This window comes from Nonomuraea sp. NPDC049129, from assembly GCF_040648495.1.
Classification (GTDB): Bacteria; Actinomycetota; Actinomycetes; order Streptosporangiales; family Streptosporangiaceae; genus Nonomuraea.
Genome location: NZ_JBEZDU010000005.1, coordinates 466,918 through 493,652 on the forward strand (window position 1 = coordinate 466,918; position 26,735 = coordinate 493,652).

General features: G+C 69.9%; 22 protein-coding genes. 8 read left to right on the forward strand and 14 right to left on the reverse strand.

All coding sequences use genetic code 11. From position 1 onward, the window contains the following. Positions 1-22: 22 nt before the first annotated feature. From ilvN to AB0B64_RS18230, 4 genes are all read right to left on the reverse strand, one after another. A complete protein-coding gene (gene ilvN / locus AB0B64_RS18215) occupies positions 23-547 on the reverse strand; it encodes an acetolactate synthase small subunit (RefSeq protein ID WP_225292071.1) in 525 nt (174 codons plus the stop codon). After that, positions 544-2,280 (reverse strand): acetolactate synthase large subunit, encoded by a 1,737-nt coding sequence (locus AB0B64_RS18220; protein ID WP_357950204.1) that lies wholly within the window; start codon positions 2,278-2,280, stop codon positions 544-546. The genes ilvN and AB0B64_RS18220 overlap by 4 nt, the downstream gene beginning before the upstream one ends. 202 nt (positions 2,281-2,482) lie before the next feature. Beyond that, the gene (locus AB0B64_RS18225; protein ID WP_358178495.1) at positions 2,483-5,116 is read right to left on the reverse strand and encodes an EAL domain-containing protein; all 2,634 of its coding nucleotides are present in this window, start codon (positions 5,114-5,116) and stop codon (positions 2,483-2,485) included. 237 nt (positions 5,117-5,353) lie between these two features. Beyond that, positions 5,354-6,262 (reverse strand): 2-hydroxyacid dehydrogenase, encoded by a 909-nt coding sequence (locus AB0B64_RS18230; protein ID WP_357950199.1) that lies wholly within the window; start codon positions 6,260-6,262, stop codon positions 5,354-5,356. Between the two features lie 29 nt (positions 6,263-6,291). Between AB0B64_RS18230 and AB0B64_RS18235 the strand changes: the two genes are divergently transcribed. Further along, positions 6,292-7,365 (forward strand): PQQ-dependent sugar dehydrogenase, encoded by a 1,074-nt coding sequence (locus AB0B64_RS18235; RefSeq protein WP_358178497.1) that lies wholly within the window; start codon positions 6,292-6,294, stop codon positions 7,363-7,365. A 63-nt stretch (positions 7,366-7,428) separates the two neighbouring features. Here the strand turns inward: AB0B64_RS18235 and AB0B64_RS18240 are convergent, their stop codons facing one another. The 3 genes from AB0B64_RS18240 to AB0B64_RS18250 all read right to left on the reverse strand — a co-directional run bounded on the left by AB0B64_RS18240 (position 7,429) and on the right by AB0B64_RS18250 (position 11,774). Beyond that, entirely contained in the window at positions 7,429-9,195 is a 1,767-nt protein-coding gene (locus AB0B64_RS18240) for a VanW family protein (protein WP_358178499.1), read from the reverse strand. A 345-nt stretch (positions 9,196-9,540) separates the two neighbouring features. After that, positions 9,541-10,203 carry a response regulator gene (locus AB0B64_RS18245; RefSeq protein WP_358178501.1) on the reverse strand — a complete coding sequence of 221 codons (663 nt, stop codon included), beginning with the start codon at positions 10,201-10,203 and terminating at the stop codon, positions 9,541-9,543. Further along, positions 10,200-11,774, reverse strand: coding sequence for a sensor histidine kinase (locus AB0B64_RS18250; RefSeq protein WP_358178502.1), 1,575 nt, complete (start codon positions 11,772-11,774; stop codon positions 10,200-10,202). Before AB0B64_RS18250 ends, AB0B64_RS18245 begins: the two co-directional genes overlap by 4 nt. A 157-nt stretch (positions 11,775-11,931) precedes the next feature. Here AB0B64_RS18250 and AB0B64_RS18255 point away from each other — a divergent pair, with 157 nt between their 5' ends. From AB0B64_RS18255 to AB0B64_RS18270, 4 genes are all read left to right on the forward strand, one after another. Beyond that, positions 11,932-12,906 carry a tripartite tricarboxylate transporter substrate binding protein gene (locus tag AB0B64_RS18255; RefSeq protein WP_357950187.1) on the forward strand — a complete coding sequence of 325 codons (975 nt, stop codon included), beginning with the start codon at positions 11,932-11,934 and terminating at the stop codon, positions 12,904-12,906. Next, entirely contained in the window at positions 12,906-13,418 is a 513-nt protein-coding gene (locus AB0B64_RS18260; RefSeq protein ID WP_357950184.1) for a tripartite tricarboxylate transporter TctB family protein, read from the forward strand. The genes AB0B64_RS18255 and AB0B64_RS18260 overlap by 1 nt, the downstream gene beginning before the upstream one ends. Further along, entirely contained in the window at positions 13,419-14,945 is a 1,527-nt protein-coding gene (locus tag AB0B64_RS18265; protein ID WP_357950181.1) for a tripartite tricarboxylate transporter permease, read from the forward strand. A gap of 95 nt (positions 14,946-15,040) precedes the next feature. Beyond that, positions 15,041-15,490 carry a VOC family protein gene (locus AB0B64_RS18270; protein WP_358178503.1) on the forward strand — a complete coding sequence of 150 codons (450 nt, stop codon included), beginning with the start codon at positions 15,041-15,043 and terminating at the stop codon, positions 15,488-15,490. A gap of 379 nt (positions 15,491-15,869) precedes the next feature. On the opposite strand, the gene AB0B64_RS18275 is transcribed toward AB0B64_RS18270, so the two are convergent. Then, positions 15,870-16,247: a hypothetical protein gene (locus AB0B64_RS18275; protein WP_358178505.1), complete on the reverse strand. Its 378-nt coding sequence runs from the start codon at positions 16,245-16,247 to the stop codon at positions 15,870-15,872. A gap of 161 nt (positions 16,248-16,408) precedes the next feature. Here AB0B64_RS18275 and AB0B64_RS18280 point away from each other — a divergent pair, with 161 nt between their 5' ends. Together AB0B64_RS18280 and AB0B64_RS18285 are read left to right on the forward strand one after the other, a co-directional pair. Continuing rightward, positions 16,409-16,639 (forward strand): hypothetical protein, encoded by a 231-nt coding sequence (locus tag AB0B64_RS18280; RefSeq protein WP_357950173.1) that lies wholly within the window; start codon positions 16,409-16,411, stop codon positions 16,637-16,639. A 285-nt stretch (positions 16,640-16,924) separates the two neighbouring features. Beyond that, positions 16,925-18,115, forward strand: a complete 1,191-nt coding sequence (locus AB0B64_RS18285) for a hypothetical protein (RefSeq protein ID WP_358178507.1) — start codon at positions 16,925-16,927, stop codon at positions 18,113-18,115. A gap of 67 nt (positions 18,116-18,182) precedes the next feature. On the opposite strand, the gene AB0B64_RS18290 is transcribed toward AB0B64_RS18285, so the two are convergent. Continuing rightward, positions 18,183-19,097 (reverse strand): TIGR03564 family F420-dependent LLM class oxidoreductase, encoded by a 915-nt coding sequence (locus tag AB0B64_RS18290; RefSeq protein ID WP_358178509.1) that lies wholly within the window; start codon positions 19,095-19,097, stop codon positions 18,183-18,185. A gap of 84 nt (positions 19,098-19,181) precedes the next feature. Here AB0B64_RS18290 and AB0B64_RS18295 point away from each other — a divergent pair, with 84 nt between their 5' ends. Continuing rightward, positions 19,182-19,871, forward strand: a complete 690-nt coding sequence (locus AB0B64_RS18295) for a TetR/AcrR family transcriptional regulator (RefSeq protein WP_358178511.1) — start codon at positions 19,182-19,184, stop codon at positions 19,869-19,871. 137 nt (positions 19,872-20,008) lie between these two features. On the opposite strand, the gene gatB is transcribed toward AB0B64_RS18295, so the two are convergent. The 5 genes from gatB to AB0B64_RS18320 form a co-directional block, all read right to left on the reverse strand. Then, complete coding sequence (gatB, locus tag AB0B64_RS18300) at positions 20,009-21,514, reverse strand: Asp-tRNA(Asn)/Glu-tRNA(Gln) amidotransferase subunit GatB (RefSeq protein ID WP_358178513.1); 1,506 nt, start codon at positions 21,512-21,514, stop codon at positions 20,009-20,011. Between the two features lie 141 nt (positions 21,515-21,655). Continuing rightward, positions 21,656-22,711 carry an AAA family ATPase gene (locus tag AB0B64_RS18305; RefSeq protein WP_358178515.1) on the reverse strand — a complete coding sequence of 352 codons (1,056 nt, stop codon included), beginning with the start codon at positions 22,709-22,711 and terminating at the stop codon, positions 21,656-21,658. A gap of 35 nt (positions 22,712-22,746) precedes the next feature. Further along, entirely contained in the window at positions 22,747-24,237 is a 1,491-nt protein-coding gene (gene gatA / locus AB0B64_RS18310) for an Asp-tRNA(Asn)/Glu-tRNA(Gln) amidotransferase subunit GatA (protein ID WP_358178517.1), read from the reverse strand. Beyond that, positions 24,234-24,533 carry an Asp-tRNA(Asn)/Glu-tRNA(Gln) amidotransferase subunit GatC gene (gene gatC / locus AB0B64_RS18315; protein ID WP_101787882.1) on the reverse strand — a complete coding sequence of 100 codons (300 nt, stop codon included), beginning with the start codon at positions 24,531-24,533 and terminating at the stop codon, positions 24,234-24,236. Before gatC ends, gatA begins: the two co-directional genes overlap by 4 nt. A gap of 126 nt (positions 24,534-24,659) precedes the next feature. After that, positions 24,660-26,732 carry an EAL domain-containing protein gene (locus tag AB0B64_RS18320; protein WP_358178519.1) on the reverse strand — a complete coding sequence of 691 codons (2,073 nt, stop codon included), beginning with the start codon at positions 26,730-26,732 and terminating at the stop codon, positions 24,660-24,662. Between the last annotated feature and the right edge of the window lie 3 nt (positions 26,733-26,735).

Below are 26,735 nucleotides of genomic sequence, written 5' to 3' on the forward strand. Positions count from 1 at the left end.
CTCGGTCACTTGCATAAACCTTTCAGGCGGTACGGTCCAGTGCCCTGAGGGACCGGTCGGTGATGGAACGGGCGCCGCGGCCGATGGCCACCATGCCCGATTGGACGAGCTCCTTGATCCCGAACGGTTCGAGCACCTTGACGAAGGCCTCGAGCTTGTCCGGAGTGCCGGTGACCTCGATGGTCACGGCGTCGGCCGCCACGTCGATGCAGCGGGCGCGGAAGAGCTGGACGAGCTCCAGCACGTGCGAGCGGCTGTCGGCGTCGGCCTTGACCTTGACCAGCATGAGCTCGCGCTGCACGGACTGGGTCGGGTCGAGCTCGACGATCTTGAGGACGTTCACCAGCTTGTTGAGCTGCTTGGTGACCTGCTCCAGCGGCAGCTCCTCGACGCTCACGACGATGGTCATGCGTGAGATGTCGTCGTGCTCGGTCTGCCCGACGGCCAGCGAGTCGATGTTGAAGCCGCGCCTGCTGAACAGCGCGGACACACGCGCGAGGACGCCCGGCTTGTTCTCGACAAGCACAGAAAGCGTATGCCTGCTCATTCTTCGCTCTCCCACTTCGGCGCCATGTCACGGGCGATCTTGATGCTGTCGTTGCTCGTGCCCGCCGCGACCATCGGCCAGACCATCGCGTCCTGGTGGACCACGAAGTCGACCACGACGGGCACGTCGTTGATCTCCATGGCCTTCTTGATGGTCTCGTCGACGTCCTCCGGCCGCTCGCAGCGCAGACCGACACAACCATAGGCTTCCGCCAGCTTGACGAAGTCAGGGATGCGGCGCGTCGTCTGGAGGTTGGTGTTGGAGTAGCGCTCGTCGTAGAAGAGCGTCTGCCATTGGCGGACCATGCCGAGGTTACCGTTGTTGATGACCGCGACCTTGATGGGCACCCCCTCCAGGGCGCAGGTGGCGAGCTCCTGGTTGGTCATCTGGAAGCAGCCGTCGCCGTCGATGGCCCACACCGTGCTGCCCGGCTGCCCCATCTTGGCGCCCATCGCGGCCGGCACGGCGAATCCCATCGTGCCGAGGCCGCCGGAGTTGATGAACGTGCCGGGGTTCTCGTAGTCGATGAACTGCGAGGCCCACATCTGGTGCTGCCCCACGCCCGCCACGTAGTAGGTGTCGGGCCCGGCGATGGCGCTGAGCCGCTCCATGACGTATTGGGGGGCCAGCGACCCGTCCTCGAACTCCTCGTAGCCGAGCGGGTAGGTCTCCTTCATGCTGTTGAGCAGCTTCCACCAGGCGGCGTAGTCGCCTTGCTGGCCACTGGCCTCGACGGCGGCGATCAGGTCGGTGATGACCTCCTTGCAGTCGCCCACGATCGGCACGTCCGCGTGGCGGTTCTTGGAGATCTCCGCCGGGTCGATGTCGGCGTGGACGACCTTCGCGTGCGGCGCGAACGTCGAGAGCTGGCCCGTCACCCGGTCGTCGAAGCGCACACCCAGGCCGATGAGCAGGTCGGACTTCTGCAGCGCGCCGACGGCCGTGACGCTGCCGTGCATGCCCGGCATCCCCATGTGCTGGGGATGGCTGTCGGGGAACGTTCCGCGCGCCATCAGCGTGGTGACGACCGGGATGTTGGCGAGCTCGGCCAGCCTGAGGAGTTCGGGCGAGGCGCCCGCCTTGTGCACGCCGCCGCCCACGTAGAGCACCGGGCGCCTGGCCTCGGCGATCAGCTTCGCGGCCTCGCGGATCTGCTTGGAGTGCGGCCTGGTCACCGGCCGGTATCCGGGCAGCTGCATGGTCGGCGGCCAGCTGAAGGTGGTGTCGGCCTGCAGCGCGTCCTTGGAGATGTCGACCAGCACCGGACCGGGACGGCCCGTGGAGGCGATGTGGAAGGCCTCCATGATCGTGCGGGGGATGTCCAGCGCATCGGTGACCAGGAAGTTGTGCTTGGTGATCGGCATGGTGATGCCGGAGATGTCGGCTTCCTGGAAGGCGTCCGTGCCGATCGCCGCGCTGGCCACCTGGCCGGTGATCGCCACGATCGGCACCGAGTCCATGTAGGCGTCGGCGATGGGCGTGACCAGGTTCGTCGCACCCGGTCCGCTGGTCGCCATGCAGACCCCGACCCTGCCCGTGGCCTGCGCGTATCCCTCGGCCGCGTGGCCCGCGCCCTGCTCGTGCCGTACGAGCACGTGCCGGACCTTGGTCGAGTCGTACAGGGGATCGTAGGCGGGCAGGATGGCGCCGCCGGGGATCCCGAACACAGTGTCGACTCCCACGTGCTCCAGCGCCCTGACCAGGGCCTGTGCACCTGTCATCCGTTCGGTCATCGGCTCGTTCCTTGCGTGGCTACACCTTAAGGACATAAAAAATGCCCCATCCACCCGAGGGTGGGAGTGGGGCGGCGCGCAGGCTGTAGTGCTTCGCTATCGGCCTGCGCGCCGGCGAAGTACTACGAGGATCTCACTGCGAAGCATGGCCACACCTTAGCCCCTGTGCGGGCCCTGATGTCAACTTCTTGGGACAGATGTCTCAAACCGTGAGACTGGTCCTCATCAGCGAGTCCACTCCGCGAGCCGCCATCGGGCGTGCCACCAGGAAACCCTGGCCCCTGGTGCAGCCCATTTCCCGCAGGAGTTCGAGCTGCTCGGGGCGTTCGATGCCCTCGGCCACCACGATGAGGCCCAGGTCATGGCCGAGCCGGACGATCGTGCGGGTGAGCAGGGTCAGGGTCTCGTCGCGGCCCAGCCCGGACACGAACGACGGGTCGATCTTGATCATGTCGACCGGGAGCTGCCTGAGGAACGCCAGCGAGGCGTAGCCGGTGCCGAAGTCGTCGATGGCCAGACGTACGCCCAGAGCGCGCAGCTCGGACAGCCGCTTGACCGTCTCCTCGGCGTCCTCGACGAGCATCTCCTCGATCACCTCAAGGGTGAGGGCGGAGGCGGGCAGCCCGCTCTCGGCGAGCGCCTCCTCGACCGTCTCGACGAAGCGCGGCGCGGTGATCTGGCGGGCCGACAGGTTGAGCGACAGCCCGATGTCCCAGGAGGAGGCCCGCCAGGCGGCCACCTCCCGGCACGCCTCGTGCAGGATCCACTCGCCCAGCGGCACGATCAGGCCGGTGTCCTCGGCCGGGCCGAGGAACTGGTCCGGCGGGACGAACTCCGAGCCGCGCCACCACCGCACCAGCGCCTCCACCGCGGTCACCCGGGAGGTGGCCAGGTCGACGACCGGCTGGTATTCGATGGCGAACTGGTGCTCGATCAGCGCCCGCTGCAGGTCGGCCGCCAGCTCCAGCCTGCGCACCACGTCGGCGTGCATCTGCGCGGCGAACACCTCCACCCGCCGCCCGCCCAGCTCCTTGGCCCTGGCCATCGCCACGTCGGCGTTGCGGATGAGATCCCCAGAGGGCATGTCCTCCTCGGCGAAGGCCACCCCCACGCTCGCGGTCAGCGCCACGTCGCGGTCGGCCACCCGGAACGGCTCCTGCGAGACCGCCCTGACCAACCGCTCGGCCAGATCGACCGCCAGTTGCGCCTCACCGCCGGTCTCCAGCAGCACCGCGAACTCGTCGCCGCCCCACCGGGCGAGCGTGTCGTCGGGGCGCACGGCCCCGCGCAGCCGGCGCGCGGCCTGCCCGAGCAGGTAGTCGCCGCTGGCATGGCCGACGGAGTCGTTGACCGAGGTGAACCCGTCGAGGTCGAGGAAGATCACCGCCACGTGGCCGGACATCCGGCCGGACAGCACCTCGCGCGTGCGCTCCTCGAAGTAGGAGCGGTTGGGCAGCCCGGTGACGCCGTCGTGGAAGGTCAGGTGGGCGACCTGGTTGCGCAGGGCCTCCTCGTCGCTCACGTCCCGGGTGGTCACCAGCAGCTGGTCCTCACCGCCCACGTGGCGGGTGGCGACGGACTCGGTGGGCCGCCAGGTGCCGTCGGCCGCGCGTACGCGGCAGGCGATCAGGCAGGCGCCGGACGTGGCGCCCTCGTCGTCGAGGCCCATCGCGTTCAGCGCGGCCTGGATGCCGGGGACGTCTTCTGGGTGGATGTAGTCGAAGATCGACCCGCCGACGAGGTCTTCGGGGCGGTAGCCGTAGGTCACCTGCATCCCGGCGCCGATCTCGTACATGAGGCCGTCGTAGTCGCAGATGAACACCACGTCGCCGGTGCTCTCGGCCAGCTCCCTGAGCTGCCGGTCGCCGAGCGAGACCTTCCTGCGCAGCCGGATGTTGGCGGCCGCGAGCACGAACAGTCGTACGACCAGGAGCAGGACCACCGAGGCGATGAGCACGACGACCCCGGTGACCGGTGTCTGCGGCTGGCCGCCCACCAGGTGCACGAGCAGCGTGCAGGTCGCGATCGCGACCAGCGCCATCGGCACCGTCGCGATCAGGTTGCCGATGCCGCTGCCGCTCGCGCGGGCCTGCGGCTCGGCGGGGCGCGGCCCCCAGGGCATGGCGGCCAGGAGCAGGAACGCCACGGGCGTGATCATGATGCTCCACGTCGGCGGCACTCCGCCGGTGAGGCGCGCGGTCGCGGCAGCCACCCCGGCGATCGAGGTGGTGGCGAGCACGCCGGTGCCCGCGAGCCCGAGGGGCCAGGCCGCGGTCCTGCTGGTGATCACGGAGGGGATCACGGCGCAGGTCACCAGCAGCGCGATCATCGGTGGCAGCATGGCGAAGGTGAACATCGCCGGGTCTGCGGCCTCGGCGTAGACCTGCCGCAGCGCCACCACCCAGGCGATCACGAAGAGTGAGGCGGCGCACAGGTAGGCGCCGGTGACGTGGCGCAGCACCACGGTGGCGGGCAGCCTGCGCCGGGCCGCGATGAGGACGCCGCCCGCGGTGAGCACCACGCCGAGCAGCACGAGCAGGTCCGCGAAACTCACCGCGACGCTGGAGGTGTCGGCGATCGGACGCACCCCGACTCCGGCGGCCCAGACGATGGCGCCGCTGCCCATCCAGCGAGCGCCCAGCGCGGTCGAGCGGTGCTCGTCCAATTTGACCGAGGCGACGAGCAGGGAGACCGCGGCGAGCAGCGCCGCGAGGAGTCCGGAGATCGCGCCGGTGAGCAGAGCCGGGCCGCCCGCAAGGAGCGCAGCCGCGAACCCCGCCGCACCGAACGCCGCTGCGGCGGTCAGCGGTGCCCGTGGATCACGCCAGCGGATCACAGTCGTTAGCCCATCCCGTCTCGAACACTGTCCAGTGATCGCCGAAGTCCGGTCGATCACATCGCCAGTGTGTGCGTTTGCGGGTGTGCGGGTGGTGACAACGGCGATGTCGTCACCGATCTGATAACCACACAGACCAATTGCCCCGAAGATTCACTTGACAGCGAGTCAGGAATCCTCGGTTAGAGGCAACCGTACGCACCGAAGGTCACGGGCCAGCCACGTTCCGGAATCCTCTCAATACGTGTCGGTGATGATGTTGTTCAGCTGCTCACCGGACAGGTAGCGGAGGAGCTGCGAGCGCATCAGGCGCAGCATGCGCCGCCCGGACGCGGGGGTGCTGCCCGCGATGTGCGGGGTGATCAGCAAGCCGGGCGCGCTCCACAGGGGATGGCCCGCCGGCAGGGGTTCGGGGGCGGTCACGTCCAGGGCCGCGCGCAGCCGGCCGGTCTTCAGCTCCGCGACGAGGGCGTCGGTGTCGACGACCCCGCCACGCGCCGCGTTGACCAGCACCGCGCCGTCCTTCATCCGGGCCAGGAACCCGGCGTCGACCATCCCGGCGGTCTCCGACGTGGCGGGCACGAGCAGCACCACGACATCGGCGGCCGGGAGCAGCGCGGGCAACTCGTCGAGGGGGTGCACGCCGTCACGCGCGCTCCTGGCCACCCGGACGACCTCGACCTCGAAGCCGCCGAGCCGCCGCTCCAGCGCCGCCCCGATGGAGCCGTAGCCCACGATCAGCACGGTGGAATCGGCCAGTACGTCCGTGTGGTGGTAGGTCCACTCCCCCTGACGCTGCGCGTCGACGAACCCCGGGAACTCCCGCAGCACCGCGATCATCGCGCCGACCGCCCACTCGGCGGTCCCGGCGTCGTGCACGCCGCGCGCGTTGCACAGCACCGCGCCGTCCGGCATGTGGGGCCGGTACGGTTCCACCCCCGCGCTCACGGTCTGTACGAGACGCAGCGAGGTCATCGCGGCCAGCAGGCCCGGCACGTCCGGAACGGTGATCAGCGGCGGGATCCACACCTCCACCTGGCCTACGCCATCGGGAACTGGCCCCGTACCGTCATAAATATCGCATTCCACCCCGGGCAGATCGGTCAAAACCCCGGCAACGGCATCAGACGGGACCCAGATCTTCATGCCGAGAACCTTACGGCTAGGGAGGAAGTATGAACCACATGAGAAAGCTCATGACCCTGATGCCGCTCGCCCTGCTGACCGCTGTGCTGACCGCCTGCTCCAGTGCCGGAGGGGCGGTGCCGGACGCGGCCGTCGCCGCCGCGCCGCCGCCCGGTGAGCCGAAGACGGTGGCGCGTGATCTGGCGGTGCCGTGGGGGATCGCCTTCGTCCCCGGCGGCGACGCGCTGGTGACCGAGCGCGACACGGCCAGGCTGCTGCGCGTGACGCCGGCGGGCAAGGTCACCGAGGTGGGCCGCATCGACGGGGTCACCCCGGACGGCGAGGGCGGGCTGATGGGCGTGGCGGTCAAGGGAGATCAGGTCTTCGTCTACTTCACCGCCGCCGACGACAACCGGATCGTCCGCTACCGCTTCACCGGCGACACCGTGTCCGACCCGAAGGTGATCCTGCGCGGCATCCCCAAGGGCGCCATCCACAACGGCGGCCGGCTGGCGTTCGGGCCCGACGGCTTCCTGTACGCCACCACGGGCGAGACGGGCGACCGGCAGCTCGCCCAGCGGCGCGACTCCCTCGGCGGCAAGATCCTGCGCATGACGGTGGACGGCGCCCCCGCGCCCGGCAACCCGTTCGGCACGCTCGTCTACAGCCTCGGCCACCGCAACGTCCAGGGTCTGGCCTGGGACCCGGCGGGCCGGTTGTACGCCTCGGAGTTCGGCCAGAACGCCTTCGACGAGGTCAACCTCATCAAGCCGGGCGCCAACTACGGCTGGCCCGAGGTGGAGGGCAAGGGCGACGACCCGAGGTTCGTCAACCCGATCATCACCTGGCCCACGTCGGAGGCCTCACCGTCGGGCGCGGCCTACGCGGCGGGCTCCCTCTGGGTGGCCGCGCTGCGCGGGGAGCGCCTGTGGCAGATCCCCCTCGGTCAGGACGGCTCGCCCGGCACGCCGGTCGCCCACTTCACCGACACGTACGGCCGGCTCCGCGGCCTGGCCACGGCCCCCGACGGCACGCTGTGGCTGTCCACCAGCAACAAGGACGGCCGCGGCGACCCCAGGGACGGCGACGACCGCATCCTGTCCGTGAACCCAAGCCGCTCCTAGCCGCCAACCCGCAGCAACGACGGACCGCCTTCGTCCGCTCCCCCGAAGGGGGTATCCACCGCGCTAGTTACCAGCGACGCACGTGGTCTGCGCCTGCGGCCGGTACTTCGTGGTCAGCTTCTTGTCCCGCTTGACTTCCTTGCCGTCCTTGATGAACACGCGGGTCACGTCGATCGTGAAGCCCTGCTCCCCGACCGTGGCCATGCATCCCGGGGCGGAGCTGGTCTCGCGACGGAACGGGGTGAAGTCCCGCTTCTCCGACTCGACAGCGTCGATCTTGTCGTACCGCTTGGTGCTCCACAGCTGCACGGAGACCGAGGTCCCGGTCGACGCCGTCTTGATCAGCACGCCGAAGTCGGAGTCGTTGCGCCACTTGAGGTCCAGGTCCGGGTACAGCAGGGCGGCGTCACGACCGGCCGGGTAGCGGGCGGCGTGGTAGTCCATCGGCGTGTGGGAGACGTCGTCGAACCCGCCGAAGAAGGCCGCGTTGTACATCGTGGTGGCGAACTGCGAGACACCGCCGCCCACGATGGACACCATCCGGCCGCCGACGATCTGCCCCGCCTGGACGTAGCCGCCCTCGACGGTGCGCTCGCCCACGGCCTCGTTGAGCGAGAACGTCTCCCCCGGCTTCACCAGGTAGCCGTCGACCTGGGCCGCCATCCGCTGGATGTTCGTCACGCGGGGCAGGCAGCAGTCGAAGGTCGTGGTGAACTCGGCGATGTTCGTCTTGATGCCGAGCCCTGTCACCTCTTCGGTGGTCACCTTCGGCGGGACCACCGACAGGGTCACGGGGATGGTCCGCGCGCCGTTGCCGCTGACCACCTTGGCCACGTCGCGGGCCAGCTGCTTGGCGTCGATACCCCTGCCGCGGCGGGCGGGGACCAGCACCGGCTTGCCGTTGACGATCTGGTAGGTGGCGTCCTGCGGCGCCTGCGCCGCGTCGACGAGCTTGCTCTCCACCGAGGAGAGCGCCGCGGCCGCGTTGAACTGCGGGGTCAGCCCGCCCTCGTCGTCGGAGACGAAGGTCAGGTTGGCGGCGATCACGGCCGGGAGCAGCTGGGCCTGCTTGGCGCCGAGCTTCAGCGTGAGGGGCGCGGCGACGGCCCGCTTGGCGGCGGCCTCGGCCTGCTTGAGGGCGGTCGGCGTGGTGACGGGCTTGGCGGGCCTGAGCGTGAGGACGGCGGAGTCGCGGCCGCGCAGGAAGGCGTCGGTGATCACGCGGACGGCGTCCGTCCGGTCGATCACCACGCCGTCGCGCGGCTCCGACGAGACCGGCTGCCCGTTCTTGAAGGCCACCCGGCCGTCACGCGGCTTCTTGTCATAGGTCTCCGCCAGGCCCTCGACGGTCCTGGCCAGCTGAGAGGAGTCGATGGTCATCTTCGGCTGGAGCTCGGTGGTGCCGGTGAGCCCCTTCCACACCTCGACCGGGCCGGGGAAGCCGCTGGGCGCCTGCCCGATCGTGCTCACCACGTCAAGCTCAAGGCCGGCCTCGTCGGCCTGGATGGTCTCCTTGCGCCCGGCGATGTCGACGACGACGGGCTTGTTCAGCTTGGCCGCGAGCTCGGTGCGGAGCTTGTCCGCCGCCTGCGTCACGGTGAGCCCGCCGATGTCCACCCCGGCCACGCGCGTGCCCCGCAGTACGGACCCCGACATGAGCACGGCCGGTACCAGGTACGCCAGCACGGCCAGGATCACCACGAGCAGCACCAACGCGGGCAGGAGGCGACGGCGGCGGGGCGGCTCCGGGTCGATGAAGGCGGGCAGCCGCTCGGAGCCGGAGACACCGAACACGGGGGCGGGCGGTTCCTGCCGGCGCCCCTCGTTCACCGGCCACGGCTGGGGCGGAGGCGCCACCGGCGGCAGAGCGCCGCTGCCGTTCTGACCGTTCTGCCCATTGGACCCGTTCGCAACGCTCGGAGTCGCCGGCCGGGGTTCCGGCTGACCGGGCGGCCCGAAGATGTCACGGGAAACTCCCGGGGGCAAGCCCTCGACCCGTGGCTTCTTGCTACCGCCTGACATGGGCAGAGGCACTGAAGCGAAAGGGTCGGTCGGCGATTCGATCGGTCCGGCGTTACGCACGCCTCAATCTCCTCCCGCTCCGCAGCCACATCCTCAGGCAACAGTAAGGCACGCGCATTGGGATATGTCACGAGAAATGACTACGGAAGTGTGTCAACCTAGCCACCGGTAGCGATGTTCGGGGCGCCCGGCCGTACCGTACCGGGGCCTGAGTTCGGCATGCCCGGCGACGCAGAGGTATTCGAGGTAACGGCGGGCGCTGACGCGGGACAGCCCCGCGAGCGAGGCGGCCTCGGCCGCCGACAGGTCGCGGCCACAAGTCCGGAGGGTGTCGGCGACCAGCGCGCACGTCGCCGACGACAGGCCCTTGGGCAGCGGCGCCGCGACGGGCTGCGTGCCGAAGAGCCGGTCGACGTCGTCCTGGCGGGCCTCCGCGCCAATGGCGGTGAGCTGCTTGCGGGTGTCGACGTACTGCTGGAGCCGTTCGGTCAGCGCGGCGGCGGTGAACGGCTTGATCAAATAGTTGACCGCGCCGCCGCGCATCGCCTCCCTGACCGTGGACACGTCGCGGGCGGCGCTGATCATGAGGACATCCACGTCCTGCAGCGCCTTGAGCACTTCAAGTCCCGACATGTCAGGTAGGTAGATGTCGAGCAGGACGAGGTCCGGCCGGAGCTCGGCGGCCATGGCGAGCGCGGCGGCCCCGGTGTGCGCGGCGGCCACCACCCGGAAGCCGGGCACCCGCGCCACGTAGCCGCTGTGGATGCGCGCCACCATGAAGTCGTCGTCCACGACCAGCACCCGGATCTCGCTCATCGCACCCGCTCGCGAACCGGGGCCGGCAGCAGGGCCGTGAACACCGCGCCGTCCGCGTTGCCCACCTTCACCCAGCCGCCCCTGCGCAGGCACGCCTGCCGGGTCAGCGCCAGGCCGAGCCCGCGTGGCCCCGAATGGGCGGCCTTGGTGGTGAACCCCTCCCTGAACACCTCTTCGACCAGGTCCGGAGCGATACCGGGACCGGAGTCCCCGACCCGGACGTGCAGCCCGTCGGCGTCGGTCAGCACCGACACCTCGATCGTGCCCGTGGCCCCGTCGAGCGCGTCGATCGCGTTGGCCACCAGGTTGCCGACCACCAGGACCGCGTCCTGCGGATCGCCCAGCGCGCCCTGCTCCACGGCGGAGTCCTCGGACAGGACCAGCAGGACGCCGCGCTCGGCCGCCTCCGCCGACTTGGCCAGCAGCAGCGCGGCCAGCGTCGGGCACTGGACGCGCTCGCGCAGGTCGGTGATGTACGTGCCGCGGGTGGTGCTGGTGATGAAACCGATCGCGGCCTCGTGCTCGCCCAGTTCGAGCAGGCCGACGACGGTGTGCATGCGGTTGGCGAACTCGTGCGCCTGCGCCCTGAGCGCCCCCGTGGCACTGCTGGTGTCGTCCAGCTCGCGAGCCAGCCGGACCAGCTCGGTGCGATCCCTGAGGGTGACCACCCAGCCGCGGTGCTGGCCGCGTACGGAGATCGGTGTGCGGTTGAGTACCAGCACCCGCTCGCCGTGCAGCACGATCCGGTCCTCCCCCGGGTCTGCGCCGCCGAGCACGTCGCGCATCCGCTCGGAGACCGGCATCTGGGTGAGGTCCTCGCCCACCTCGCCGAGCAGTTCGCGGGCGGAGTCGTTGACGAGCGTCACCCGGCCCGCGAGGTCGAGCGCCAGCACGCCCTCCTTGACCCCGTGCAACACGCCTTCGCGCTGCTCCAGCAGCGCGGCGATCTCGCGCGGCTCCAGGCCGAACGTCTGCCGGCGCACCCGCGCGGTGATCAGCGCCGCGGCGGCCAGACCGGACAGCAGCACGGCCAGCGCGGTCCACACCAGCGGCGGCAGCGCGCCCGCCAGCTGGCCGGTGACCGTGGTCTGGAGCACGCCGACGGAGACCAGGCCGATGACGTCGCCGTACTCGTCGAAGATCGGCGCCTTGCCCCTGACCGTGGTGCCGATCGTGCCGGTTTCGGTGCCGACCCAGCTCTTGCCGGTGTTCAGCACCGTGGTGCCGTCGGTGGACAGCCGCTTGCCGATCAGCGCGGCGTTGGGGTGGGCGTACCGCGTCTGCTCGCGGTTGGCGATGACCACATAATCGGCGCCGGTCGACTGCTGGACGCTCAGCGCGAGCGGCTGCAGCACATTTTGCGGATCCTTGACATTGAACGCGGCCCGGACCTGAGGCAGGCCCGCCACGGATTGGGCGATCGCCAGCGCTCGCTGCTGATGCAGCGAGTCCAGTTGCGCGCGCGTGTGCTCGGCCCACACGCCTCCGGTGCCTCCGACGGCTAGCAGCACGATGACCATCTGGAGCACGAACAGCTGGGTTCCGAGGGAGGCGTCACGTACCCGTCTCACCGCACCATGGAAACATGCCGAGGTCACAGGGGGGTTGCGAGGGGGGTTGCGACCAATACGACCTATATGACAGCTATCGTGAAAAGGGTCGACTCCATCGGCAACGGACTTCACCATCCAGTATTCCGTAACGTGAAATCCCCCCTTTGGAGTGATCATGCGTCTCCGCATACTCGCCGCCGTCGCGGCGCTCTCCGTCGCCGCGGTGTCCGGCTGCGGCGCCGGCTCAGGTTCCGACGGCGGAGGCACGGGCGCGCTGCGCATCATGGCTCCCGCCTCACCGGGCGGCGGCTGGGACCAGACCTCCCGTACGGCCGAGCAGGCGCTCAAGTCCGTCGACCCGAAGCGCAAGGTCGAGGTGTTCAACGTGCCCGGCGCGGGCGGCACGATCGGCCTGGCCCAGCTGGCGGGCGAGAAGGGCAACGGCAACCTGCTGATGACCATGGGCCTGGTCATGGTGGGCGCCATCGAGCAGAACAAGTCCAAGGTCACCCTGGCCCAGACGACGCCGATCGCCAAGCTGACCGAGGAGTACGAGATCATCGTGGTCCCGGCGGCCTCCCCGTTCAAGTCGGTGGCCGACCTGGTCGCCGCCTGGAAGGCCGACCCGAAGAAGGTGTCCATCTCCGGCGGCTCGGCCGGCGGCACCGACCACATCGCGGCCGGGCTGATGGCCAAGGCCGCGGGCGTGGACCCGAAGCAGGTCAACTACATCGCCCACTCCGGCGGCGGCGAGGCACTGAACGAGCTGCTCGGCAACAAGGTGAGCGCGGGCATCTCGGGCGTCGGTGAGTTCGCCGAGCACGTGAAGTCCGGCAAGCTGCGCGCGCTGGCCGTGACCTCGGCCCAGCGGCTGCCCGACCTCGACGCGCCCACGCTCAAGGAGTCCGGCCTGGACGTGGAGCTGACCAACTGGCGCGGCTTCGTGGCGCCCGGCGGGCTCGACGAGGCGGCCAAGAAGTCGCTGACCGACCAGGTGACCAAGATGCACGACTCGCAGGTGTGGAAGGACGCGGTGGCCAAGAACGGCTGGATCGACTCCTTCCAGACCGGTCAGCAGTTCGCCGACTACCTCAACGCCGAGCAGGCCAAGGTCAAGGCCATCATCGCCGAGCTGGGTGTCGTCTCCTGATGTCCGCTGACAACACTGGCCAGAAGCAGCGCTGGCGGTGGCGGCCCGAGCTGGGGTTGGCCGTCATCGTGCTGGCGCTCGGCGTGTTCGTCGTGCTCGGGACGCTCGACGTGTCCGCCGCCGCCTCGCAGCTCGGCATCGGGCCGCGCTTCTTCCCGATGCTGGTGGGCTGCTCCATGATCGCCATCGGCCTGTTCTATGTGGCCGACGTGCTCAGGGGCGGCAGCGGCGACCCCGAGGAGAGCGAGGACGTCGACGTGGACGCCCCCGCCGACTGGCGCAGTGTCGGACTGGTGAGCGGGATCTTCCTGGCGTTCACCGCGGTGCTGAACGTGCTCGGCTGGATCATCGCCGCGAGCCTGCTGTTCTTCGGGCTCTCGGTGGTGCTCGGCGCGGAGCACAAGCTGCGCGCGGCGGGTGTCGGGGTGGTCCTGGGGATCGCCACGTACCTGCTGTTCGTCAAGGGCCTGGGCGTGTCGCTGCCGGGCGGGCTGCTGCGGGGGGTGATCTAGGTGGAATCGTTCCAGCTGCTGCTCGACGGGTTCGCCGGCGCGCTGACGCCGATCAACCTCATGTACGCCCTCATCGGCGTCACCCTCGGCACCCTCGTCGGCGTACTGCCCGGCATCGGCCCCGCCATGACCGTGGCGCTGCTCCTGCCCATCACCTTCACCGTGCCGCCGACCAGCGCGTTCATCATGTTCGCCGGGATCTACTACGGCGGCATGTACGGCGGCTCGACCACCTCCATCCTGCTCAACACCCCCGGTGAGTCGTCCTCGATGATCACCGCGCTGGAGGGCAACAAGATGGCCCGGCGCGGGCGGGCGGCGCAGGCGCTGGCCACGGCGGCCATCGGCTCGTTCGTGGCGGGCACGATCGCGACCGCGCTGCTGGTCGTGGCGGCGCCCGCGGTGGTGAGCTTCGCCATCTCGTTCGGGCCCGAGGACTACTTCGCGCTGGCGATCCTGGCCTTCACCGCCGTGTCGTCGGTGCTGTCGCGCTCGGTCGTGCGCGGACTGGCCTCGCTCGGCTTCGGCCTGGTGATCGGGCTGATCGGCATCGACCAGCAGACCGGCCAGGCACGGCTCACGCTCGGCCTGGACCAGCTGCTCGACGGCGTGGACGTGGTGGTCGTGGCCGTCGGGCTGTTCGCGCTGGGCGAGGCCCTGTACGTGGCCTCGCGGCTGCGCCACTCGCTGCCCGAGGTGGTACCGGTCGGGCGGGCCTGGATGGGACGTACCGACTGGCGCCGCTCGTGGCTGCCCTGGCTGCGCGGCACCGCGTTCGGCTTCCCGTTCGGCGCGCTGCCCGGCGGCGGCGCGGAGATCCCGACCTTCCTGTCGTACGCGGCCGAGAAGCGACTGGCGCGCGGCGTGGCCAAGGAGGAGTTCGGCAAGGGCGCCATCGAGGGCGTCGCCGGCCCCGAGGCCGCCAACAACGCCTCGGCCGCCGGAACCCTGGTGCCACTTCTGACGCTGGGCCTGCCCACGTCCGCGACGGCCGCGATCCTGCTGGCCGCCTTCCAGCAGTACGGCCTGCAGCCCGGTCCGCAGCTGTTCGACCACAACCCGGCCCTGGTGTGGGGCATGATCGCGTCGCTGTTCATCGGCAACACCATGCTCCTGGTGCTGAACCTGCCGCTGGCGCCGCTGTGGGCTCGCGTGCTGCGCATCCCCCGGCCGTACCTGTACGCGGGGATCGTGCTGTTCGCCGCGCTCGGCGTGTACGCGCTGAACGGCTCGGTGGTGGACCTGGTCGCGCTCTTCCTGCTGGGCCTGCTGGGATACGCGATGCGGCGCTTCGGCCTGCCGGTCGCCCCGGCGGTCATCGGCCTGATCCTGGGGCCGATGGCGGAGATCCAGCTGCGCCGAGCGCTGGCCATCGGCGGGGGCGACGTGACAGCGCTGGTGCGCAGCCCCATCGCGGTGATCCTCCTGCTGCTCTCCCTGGCCGCCCTGCTCGCGCCACTGTTCAGGAAGCTGATGGAACGGCGCCACGTCGAACCGGCCACGCCCGCGTCCCGGGAGGAGGACTAGGCGGCGGCCCTGTGGGATTTCCTCTGGGGCTCCACCGGCCTGTCCGAACCGGTGGGGCCCCGTTTATGTCGTGCCAGCCGGGCATCATGGCAGGCATGGCCGTGAAGATACAGGTGTCGTTCGACTGCGCCGACCCCGACAAACTGGCCCGGTTCTGGGCCGAGGCGCTCCGCTACCAGCTGGAGGAGCCCCCGCAGGGCTTCACCACCTGGCAGGACTACTGGCGCTCCCGGGGGCTGCCCGAGGAGGAGCTGACGGGCGACGGCGGCTATGACTCGGTCATCGACCCGGCCGGTGTGGGCCCACGGCTGTGGTTCCAGAAGGTGCCCGAGGGCAAGGTGCTAAAAAACCGCCTCCACCTCGACCTGTCCGTCACCTCCGGGGACCGGCCGGTGGAGGTCCGCCGGGCCCAGCTCGACGCCGAGGCCGAGCGGCTGGTCGGGCTGGGGGCGACGCTGTCCAAGGTGCTCGTGGTGGAGGGCCTGCCCGACTACTACGCGATCACCCTGCTCGACCCGGAGGGCAACGAGTTCTGCATCAGCTAGGACCGCAACGCATGCGGTGGAATACGGGCCTCGGCTGGCGGAGGGTGGCTCCGCGCCGTCCCTCCGGCCGCAGACATCGGGACTGCGAACCAACGAGTCACGGGGCCACCGACCCGGCCCGCCACGACGGGGGCGACGCGGCGGGCCGGGCAGCTCATGTGCCGAACATGTTGTGTGCTCGGCAGTTGTGAACGAGAGCCGACTGCCAAGCCAGCGCTGACGATCCGGCACAGTGGCGAATCGAACTTCATTGTCTGGGCGCTCGACAACCGCGGATAGCCCACTGAAAAGATCAATGTATTCGAGGTAACGGCGGGCGTCGGGCCCGTGCCGTGCCCGCGGCACCACTCCAGGCACGGCACGGCGTCGGGGTCGGCCATCAGTGCTGCCCCGTCATCGCGAGGTACATGCCAATCGACGGGCGAAGCCGGGACAGCGCGACCGCCTCGGCGAGAGCCTCGCGGAGGTCCTCCTGGCCGTCGACGCCGTCGAGCAGCTCGACGATCTCTGCGGCCAGATCGGGCGTGAGCACGAGATCAGTGTCGAACGCACAATCGAAGATGCCGAACGCATCCATGCGGATCCTAGGCGGCTCGTCCATCCACTCCACGTTCGGCTGCTCCAGGAACACGGACATGTAGCTCCCGTCCTGGATCAAGTCGGCGACGTGGCACTGGTGCTGCTCGATGGCCTCTGGGCCGCGGTGCACCAGCATCTCGCACCAGGTTGGGCAGCGGCGAATGGGATAGCTCTTCATCGAACACCGCCCACCAGGTCGGATCGGGGATCAAGGGCCTGCTTCGGTGTTCCAGCACCGGGCAGGCCCGACTTGGGTTGAGCTGGTCGTACACTCCTCGCTGTACCGAAGTTAGGTGCACCCTCTTTCCGCGCGCGCCGAACGCGCATACACTGACGTTCATGTCCGACCTCACTGCGCGTCCTCGGCCGCTCGCTATGAGCGACGTCGCCACCCTGCTCGGCGTGAGCGTCAACACCGTCAACGCCTGGCGCAAGCGCGCGGCCGGGGCCAAGCGGGTGGAGCCCTTCCCACCGGCCGCCGGCAAGGTGGCCAACATGGACTACTGGTGGGAAGACCAGATCCTGGCGTGGGCTCAACGGACCGGGCGCACAGCGGACTCGGCCAGCTAGTACGGCAACACCTCGTGTTTTCACACTCCCCATGGAAGTCGAGGCGCAGAGGTGAACAAAGACGTCGACAGGGGTCTTCAGGAGGGCTCCGGGTGTCCCTCTGGGGACACCCGGAGGCAGACAGGGGTCAGGAGGGGTCTTATGGCCGATCTCGCTCCACCAGCACGGCATCGGCTCACCGACGCCAGACAGCAGCGCGGGTGGTCTCAGGAGACCTTGGCCGCACTGCTACGTGGCAAAGGACTGGGCACCACTCGCAAGACCGTTACCCGATGGGAGCGGGGCGTGACTCCCGACGCTGCCGCCCAGCGGGCGCTACGCGACCTGTTCGAGGTCGCCCACGACGTACGCGCGAGCTGGCCGCACTGGCTTCCCACCGGGGCCGCAGCGTGCGCAACAGAGACATGGGATCAGCAAGGCACGGTCAACGCACTCGACGACGTCGCGAAAGGGGCGCTCGTGGATCGCCGAGAGTTCCTCATCCTCACGGGGGCCGAACTCCTGCTCCCCGTCTACGAATGGCGGATCAACCCCGAGCCGTGGATCGCCGCTCAGCAACGCGGTCGCCACGTCGGCGCTGCCCTCGTCGCCGAGCTTCAACAGCTCATCGCCGCCCGTCGGCGGATGGACGATGAGCACGGCGGGGCGGTGCTGCTCGACGCGCTGCACGCCGACTTCCGGTTCGTCACCGAGCTGCTGAAGAACGGCACCTACTCGGCGGACGTCGGCCGCGGCCTGTACGGCACGGCCGCGGAGATAGCCCGCCTCGCCGGGTGGGCCGCGTTCGACTCGGGCCAGCACGCTGCCGCCCAGGCGTACTACCTCGCCGCGCTCCGCTCCGCCTCCGCGATCGGTGACCGGGCACTCGGCGTGAACATCGTCGGATTCATGGCTATCCAGGCGTACGCGACCGGACGCCTCACCGACGCGACCAAGCTCATGGACACCGCCGCGGCGGAGCCGGCCCGGATTCCGGAGGTCGTGCAGGCGATGACCTGGGCCCGGGTCGGCCGGGCGTACGCGAAGGTCGACGACCCGGCGACCGCGCGGGCCGCGCTCACCCGGGCCGGTGCCTTGCTCAACCGCGCGGTGTCGGGGGACTCCCCGCCGTGGGCGTACTGGCTGGACGAGGCGCGTATCACGGCGCAGCTCGGCCGCGCACTGTACGACCTGGGGGACTACGCGGGCAGCGAGCGCGAGCTGGTCGCCGCCGCCACCTCATGCGGGGATCGCTACCCGCGCGACCGGGCGACATGGCTCGGCCGGGTGGCCACGGCCCAACTTCGACGCGGGCGGATGGATGAAGGGTGTGCGACCGCGCGGGCTGTGGTCGACCTGCTCGCAGACCAGGCGGACACCGACCGTGGCATGGGGCTGCTCCGGACGTTCCGCGCGGAGCTGGCCGCACGCGGACCCTCGACAACCGCCCGGGAGTTCGGCGACTACGCCGCCCGTCGCCTCGCTCCCGCTTCGTAGCTTTGGGCAGGGCACAACGAGGGCACACGGTGGCTGGCGCCGTCTTGGCCCCGGCCAGGCGGTCGTCCTAGGCCCCCGTGACGAGGGCGGCGACCGCCTGAATGGTGCGGTGCTGCTCCTCGGGGGTCCCGAACGGAGCGGCGAGGTACTCCGTGACGCCCGCCTCTGCCAGCCTGCCGATCCCCTCGGCCACCGCCGCCTCCTCGCCCACGATGACCACGTCCTGCGGTCCGGCCACGCCCTCGCGGTCGAGCATGGCGCGATACTCCGGCACCTGACCCGCCAGCGCGAACTGCTCCGCGACGCGCCCGCGCACCCCCACCTCGTCGTCCGTCACGCACACCGCCAGCCCGGCGATCACCCGGGGCGCGGGGCGTCCGGCGGACTGGGCCGCCTTGGTGACGGACGGCACGATGTGCCCGGCCAGCGTGCGCGGGCCGGTCATCCACGTCACCACGCCATCGGCGAGCTCTCCTGCCAGCGACAGCATGGCCGGACCCATCGCCGCCAGCAGCACCTGAGGCGGCTCCGCGCCGGGCACGGCGGCCGTGCCCGAGGCCGTGAGCAGCTCGCCGTGGTGCGCCACGGTTTCGCCTCGCAGGAGGGGTCTCAGCACGGACAAGTATTCGCGCATCCGCCGTACGGGCTTGTCGGCGGGCAGGCCGTACATCGACTCGACCATCATCGCGATCCCCGCGCCGATCCCGAGCGTGAGGCGGTTACCCGTGGCGGCCTGAACGCTGAGCGCCTGACCGGCCAGCACCAGCGGATGGCGTTGCGGCACCGGGACGACGGCCGTACCGAGCGGGATGCCCGGCACCCGCCCGCCCACGGCGGTCAGCGCGGTGAGGGCGTCCCAGCCGAGCGCTTGGCTTGCCCAGGCGGTGCTGTAGCCGAGCTCGGCGGCGGTCCTGACCTGCTCGGTCAGCTCCTCCAGCGTCGCGGGACCGCGTACGTCGCCGACGGCGATTCCGATCTTCACGTGTTCAACTCCCCATTAACGGAGAACTTCTCCGGTTCGATACGATAGGGAGAACCTCTCCACTTAGCAACCAGGGAGCGCCTGATGATGCGGGCCGACGCGCTGCGCAACCGCGAGCGGATCGTACGAGTGGCCAGGGCCGTCTTCACCGAGCACGGCCCCGACTCCTCGCTCAACCAGGTGGCGCAACAGGCCGAGGTAGGGCCGGGCACCCTCTACCGGCACTTCCCGACGCTGCAGGACCTGCTGGTGGCAGTGATCAGAGACGACGTGGCGGCGCTCTGCGCACAGGGGCAGGCACTGCTCTCCGAGGCGTCCGCGCTTCCCGAGACATCGACATCGCCTGGGGCGTCGGCGCCATCCGGGGCGTCGGGGCCACCCGGGGCGTCAGCGATTCACGGGGCGTCGGCGATTTCCGCGGCATCGGCGGACGGGGCGTTGAGGGCGTGGCTGCGGGCCGTAGCCGTACACGCGACGGCCATGCGCGGACTGGTCGCGACGCAACTGGCCTCATGGCCCGCTGACGGCGCCCTGGCGGCCTGCCACGAGGAGATCACCGCCACCGGCGCCGCGCTGCTCGACCACGCCCGCCGCGCTGGCTCCGCACCCGATGGGTTGGACATCACGGACCTCCTCCGGCTGGCCAACGCGATCGGCTGGGCCAGTGAGCAGTCCCCCGACGACGAAGGCCTCATCGACCGCCTGCTCTCCCTGGTGACGACCACCTCAGCCCCCAACGACGCCGACCGCCCACTGGCCCCGCCTGACCGCTAACCCCTGAGCGGCCCAACCCCGTGATGACCCCGAGGGGCGCGGCCCGACCACTTGACCGGCCAACGGCCCCCTTGGCGTACCACCAAAGAGGCCCCGCCACCTCACTCGGTGACGGGGCCTGAGTCGAGCGGATCGTCCTACTCGGAGACGCCCAGCTTCTCCAGGATCAGCTCGCGGGCCCGAGCGGCGTCGGCCTTGCCGCGGCTGGCCTTCATCACGCCGCCCACCAGCGCACCGGCCGCGGCGATCTTCCCGGAGCGGACCTTCTCGGCCGCGTCGGCGTTGGCGGCGAGGACCTGGTCGACGATCGCCGACAGCTCGCCCTCGTCGTTGACGATCTTCAGGCCACGCCGCTCGACCACCTCGTCGGGCGAGCCTTCTCCGGCCAGCACGCCTTCGAGCACCTCGCGCGCCAGCTTGTCATTGAGCGCCCCCGAGGCCACCAGCTCTGTGACGCGGGCGATCTGCGCGGGCGTGATGGGCAGGTCCGCCAGGGCCACAGCGGACTCGTTGGCGCGCCGCGCCAGCTCGCCCATCCACCACTTGCGCGCGTCGGCGGCCGGCGCGCCCGCCGCGACCGTGGCCTCGACCAGGTCGAACGCGTCGGCGTTGTGCATGGCCTGCATGTCGAGGTCGGACACCCCCCACTCTGCCTGCAGCCGCTTGCGCCGGACCGACGGCAGCTCGGGCAGCGCTTCCTTGAGCGTGGCCACCCATGCCGGGTCGGGCGCGATCGGCACCAGGTCAGGCTCGGGGAAGTAGCGGTAGTCCTGCGCCTCCTCCTTGGACCTGCCGGGCGTGGTGACGCCGGTGTCCTCGTGGAAGTGCCTGGTCTCCTGGATGATCCGGCCGCCGTCGGCGAGGATCGCCGCCTGCCGCTCGATCTCGCTCCGCACGGAACGCTCGACGCTGCGCAGCGAGTTGACGTTCTTGGTCTCGGTACGGGTGCCCCACTCGGACGAGCCGCGGGGCATGAGCGAGACGTTGACGTCGCAGCGCATCGAGCCCTCTTCCATGCGCACGTCGGAAACGCCCAGCGTGCGCATGATCTCGCGCAGCTCGGTCGCGTACGCCTTGGCCACGTCGGGCGCCAGGCTCTCGGTGCCCTCGATCGGCTTGGTGACGATCTCCACCAGCGGGATGCCCGCGCGGTTGTAGTCGACGATCGAGTAGTCGGCGCCCTGGATGCGGCCGGTCGCCCCGCCCACGTGGGTGGACTTGCCGGTGTCCTCCTCCAGGTGCACCCGCTCGATCTCGACGCGCACGGTCCGGCCGTCGACCTCGACGTCGAGGTAGCCGTCGAAGCAGAGCGGCTCGTCGTACTGGGAGATCTGGTAGTTCTTCGGCATGTCCGGATAGAAGTAGTTCTTCCGGGCGAACCTGCACCACTCGGCGATCGAGCAGTTCAGCGCCAGGCCGATGCGGATCGTCGACTCGATCGCGACGGCGTTGGCCGTCGGCAGCGAGCCGGGAAACGCCAGACAGGTCGGGCAGACCTGAGTGTTGGGCGGGGCCCCGAAGGTCGTCTTGCACCCGCAGAACATCTTCGACGCGGTGCCGAGCTCGACGTGCGTCTCCAGCCCGAGCACCGGCTCGAACCGGGCGAGGGCTTCGTCGTACGGCATGTGCGTACCGACAGTCATGATGAAGTCCTTAGTTCAGATCGTCGCATTTCACGCTATCAATCAGGCGCACAGAGGAATCCACGGCTCCCCAGCGCCTCAGAGCTCGCATTCGCTCACCGATGTCGCCCGCCACGACGAGCCCAGGTATGAGGAGACGGCTCATGCAGCCTGCTCAACGGCGCTCAGATAGGAGCGAACCTGGCGAGGAGATGTGAAGGCACCCGGCTCGCCCTCAGCACGAACAGGCTTGGCGAGGGTCAACCGAGATCGCGGGTGACCACCTCCGGCACGCCAGGCCGCCTCCAGGAAGACAAGCGATTCCGGGGCGGTCCGGTACAAAGTGGAGACGACCACGGGCGAATGGCTGGTGAGGATCACCTGCTGCCAGGGGCTCGCAATGGCACCGACTCGCTGAGCGATCCTCATCAAAAGCTCCCCGAGCCTGCTCGGATAGAGGCCGTTCTCGATCTCCTCCACCATCAGCGGACCCGAAGATGTCCGGTCATAGAGGGCCGCGAGCAGGGCGAGCACCCTGAGCGTGCCGTCTGACGCGAGCCTGCCAGGCATCGGCTCTCGGTCCACGAGGATGTCGAAGGACCACTCCTGCTGCCGCTCGTCGAGCACCGGGCGGACGCCCGTCACATCAGGTAGAAGCGCCGCCAGGTCGACCATCAGCTCGCCGAGCTCACCGGTGAGGGACATCCGGCCCAGCACAGCGGCCAGATTTGCGCCATTCTCCGCCAGCGGCCCGCGGTCGAGCGCCGTAACCGGCTTCCGGATGGCCGCCAAGTCAGGCAGATGGAAGTGCCAAGATCTTGCTTCCTGCGGCCAGATCTTGTCCGACCACCCAGGCACCGCCGTCAGAGCCCAGTCAGCGGGCTCCTTGCTCGCCGTGACACTGGCATAGGTCTTATCTCGCCCATCCGACGCCCGCATGTCTGCTTCCACGCCAATCGTGAACCTGGAGACGGAAGCAGACCCCACCGGCCGGTGAAACAACTCCTGCGGCTTACCACGGGGTACTGCGGGCAGCGGGTCGTTTGACGTGCTCAGCCCTGGCCTGCCTGCCACGAGCGCCGCACGGGCGAAGCCAAACGCGTCCAGCAGGTTGGACTTACCACTCGAATTCGGACCGACCAGGGCAAGGAACGGCGGCACGTCGAGCTCGAAGTCCAGGAAGGACTTGAACCCGTCGATCTCGATGCGCGTGAGCACGCCGCCGTCCCCTCTCCCTACAAAATCAAAATTCCCTACAGCGCCGGAGCCTTGGACAGCAGGCTGCCGCCCCAGCGGCTTTCCAGGGCCTGCTCGACCGCGGCACCGACCCGGTAGCAGCGGTCGTCGCCCAGCACCGGGGCCATGATCTGCAGGCCGACCGGCAGCGCGTCCTCGTCGGCCAGGCCGCACGGGACCGAGATGGCCGCGTTGCCCGACAGGTTGGACGGGATCGTGCACAGGTCGGCGAGGTACATGGCCATCGGGTCGTCGGCGCGCTCGCCGATCGGGAACGCCGTCGTCGGCGTCGTCGGCGATACCAGCACGTCCACCTGGTGGTAGGCGGCCTCGAACTCGCGCGAGATGACCGTGCGGACCTTCTGCGCCTGGCCGTAGTAGGCGTCGTAGTAGCCGCTCGACAGCGCGTAGGTGCCGAGCATGATGCGCCGCTTGACCTCGGGCCCGAAGCCGGCGGCCCTGGTCAGCGCCATGACCTCCTCGGCGCTGCGAGTGCCGTCGTCGCCGACGCGCAGGCCGTAGCGCATGGCGTCGAAGCGCGCCAGGTTGGAGGAGCACTCCGACGGCGCGATCAGGTAGTAGGCGGGCAGCGCGGTCGAGAACGACGGGCAGGAGACCTCGACGACCTTGGCGCCGAGCGATTCGAGCAGCTCGACAGCCTCGTGGAAGCGGGCCAGCACGCCCGGCTGGTAGCCGTCGCCGCCGAACTCCTTGACCACGCCGACGCGCATGCCGGAGATGTCGGCCTGCCGGGCGGCCTCGACCACGGACGGCACGGGCGCGTCGATCGAGGTGGAGTCCATCGGGTCGTGCCCGGAGAACGCCTCGTGCAGCAGCGCCGCGTCGAGCACGTTGCGGGCGAACGGGCCCGGCGTGTCGAGCGAGCTGGCGAACGCGATCAGGCCGTAACGCGACGAACCGCCGTAGGTGGGCTTCATGCCCACGATGCCGGTCACGGACGCGGGCTGCCGGATCGAGCCGCCGGTGTCGGTGCCGGTGGACAGCGGAGCCTCGTACGCGGCGACGGCGGCGCTGGAACCACCGGACGACCCGCCGGGGATCCTGGACAGGTCCCATGGGTTGCGCGTGGGGCCGTAGGCGGAGTTCTCCGTGGAGGAGCCCATGGCGAACTCGTCGAGGTTCGTCTTGCCGAGGATGACCAGCCCGGCCGCGCGCAGGCGGCTGGTGACGGTCGCGTCGTACGGCGGGCGCCAGCCTTCGAGGATCTTGGACGCGGCCGTCGTCGGCATGTCGGAGGTGGCGAAGATGTCCTTGTGCGCGATCGGCACCCCGGCCAGCGGGCCGAGCCGCTCACCGGCGCCCAGCCGGGCGTCGACGGCCCTGGCCTGCTCGACGGTGGTCTCGCGATCGACGTGCAGGAACGCGTTGATCTTGGGCTCGACCTCGGCCATGCGGTCGAGATGCGCCTCGGCCACCTCGACGGCCGTGACCTCGCCACCGGCGATCAGTGCGCCCAGCTCGGCGGCGGTCTTGTGGATCAGGCTCATGCCTCCTCCCCAAGGATGCGCGGCACCCGGAAGCGGTCGTCCTCGACGGCCGGCGCGCCGGACAGCGCTTGCTCGGGCGTCAGGGACTGTCGCACCTCGTCGGCGCGGAAGACATTGGTCAGCGGAAGCGCGTGCGACGAAGGCGGAACGTCCTCGGCGGCGACCTCTGCCACTTTCGCGACCGACTCGATGATGGCATCGAGCTGCGTGGCGTAATGGTCGAGTTCGTCGTCGGTGAGGGCCAGCCTGGACAACCGGGCCAGGTGTGCGACCTCGTCGCGGGTTATGGCGGACATGAGTCGTGTAACCCGTTTCGTGGATGGAGTTGGGACACTGTCATCCTAGGGGCCTTGACGGAGCGGCACCGAACCCATTAACCCTCGCCACAGGGGTTCCACCCTCGCGGCGGCCGCTGCGCCGGGTCACGCGGTCTGGGTGACCCCGGAGCGGTAGCCGTACTCGATCTCCGGCTGGGTCTCGATGTGTTCGCGCAGCCAGACCGTGGCCTCGGCGGGCGGTATGGGCTTGTGGAACAGCCAGCCCTGACCCATGTCGCAGCCCATCTCGGTGAGCCGGATGGCCACGTCGTCGGATTCGACGCCCTCGGCGACCGAGCTCAGGCCGAGCGAGCGGACCAAGTCGACGATGGAGCGCACGATCCGGTAGTCGTCGTCGGACTCGGCGATGCGCCGGACGAACGACGCGTCGATCTTGACCTCCGACACCGCCAGCCGCTGCAGCCTGATCAGCGAGGAGTAGCCGGTGCCGAAGTCGTCCAGGGACAGCGGCACGCCGAGCACCGCCAGCGCCTTGATCGTCTCGTGCGTGTAGGCCTGGTCGCCCATCAGGATGCGCTCGGTGACCTCCAGCTGGATCGCCGACGGCGGCAGCCGGAGCTTGGCCAGCCCTGCCTCCAGCTGCTCGGGCAGGGCCGAGTCGAGCAGGTCGCGGGCGGAGATGTTGACCGAGACCTGCACCCGCAGGCCGCTGTGCCACCAGCGGGCGGCCTGCTCCAGGGCCGCCTCGATGACGTATTCGGTGAGCTGGCGCATGAGGTAGGACTGCTCGGCCAGCGGGATGAACTCCGACGGCGGGATCTGACCGTGCACCGGGTGATGCCAGCGCAGCAGGGCTTCCATGCCGTGTACGGCACCGGTGGCCATGCCGACCTTGGGCTGGTAGTGCAGCCTGAGCTCGCGGTTGTCCACGGCCCGCCGCAGGTCGCCGAGGAGGTTGAGCCGTTCGGGCGAGTTGCGGTCCTTGTCCGGCTGGTAGAGCTCCACGCCGGTGCGGCCCTCTTTGGCGAGGTACATGGCCACGTCGGCGCGCTGGAGCAGCAGCTCGAAGTCAGGGGCGTGGTCGGGGTAGAGCGCGATGCCGACCGAGCCGTCCAGGTCGAACGACATGCCCTCCAGGCGTACCGGCTCGGTGAGCGCCGCGCGCAGCCGGGCGGCCACCTCGCGGGCCGCGTGGGCGTCCCTGATCGAGGGCAGGAGTACGGCGAACTCGTCACCGCCCAGCCTGGCCACGACGTCGCCGGGGCGTACGGAATGGGTGAGCCGGTGGGCGACCATCTGCAGCAGCCGGTCACCGACCGGGTGGCCCATCGTGTCGTTGACCTCTTTGAACCGGTCGAGGTCGAGCAGGAACAGGCCGACCCGCTCGTCCTGGCGGGCCTCGGCGAGCGCCTCCTCGGTGCTCACGATCAGCATCTTGCGGTTGGGCAGGCCGGTCAGCTCGTCGTGCATGGCCTGGTGGTCGCGGCGCATCGACAGGGTGGCGGTGAAGTAGACCGCCGCCAGGGGCGCCACGAACAGCGGTACGAGAGTGGGCGAATGGGTCATCACGACGACGACCAGGGGCGCCAGGCCGAGCAGCGCGGCGTACACGAGGCTCTGCGGGCCGAGACTGGCCTTCAGTACGCGGGTGATCGACCGGCGCTCGTGCAGCGCCACCGCGCCGCTCACCAGCGCGGCCCTGACGGTGAAGTAGGCGATGCCGGCCAGGAAGATCGCCAGCAGGTCGGCGCCCCTGGGCACCCACGGCGCGGCCGGGCTCGGCACGATCCCGAACAGGCCGAGCACGACGGCGGCGGAGGTCAGCGCGAGCGTCGACTGGGCGATGTTGAACATCACCCGATGCCACGCCTTGCGGGTGACGATGCCGTTCATGACCACGGCCACCGCCTGCATCAGCACCGCCACGGGCAGGCCGAAGTGCAGGAGCACGGCGAAGGTGAACATGGTGGAGGGGTACGTGCCGCCGACGGCGGTCGCCGAGGAGACCATGACGGGCCTGAGCTCGCCCAGCACCACGAGCGCGGTCAGCACCCAGAACAAGGGTGTACGGGCGAGCTCCGCCAGGCCGGCCGGGTCGAGTCTGAGCATGGCCACGGCCAGCGCGGTGGAGCCGATCACGGTGATGCCAACGAGGAACGCCCACAGAGGCGTCCCGGCGCGTGGCCCTGTGTCGCGGGTGTCGGTTGGGTCAGCCATCAG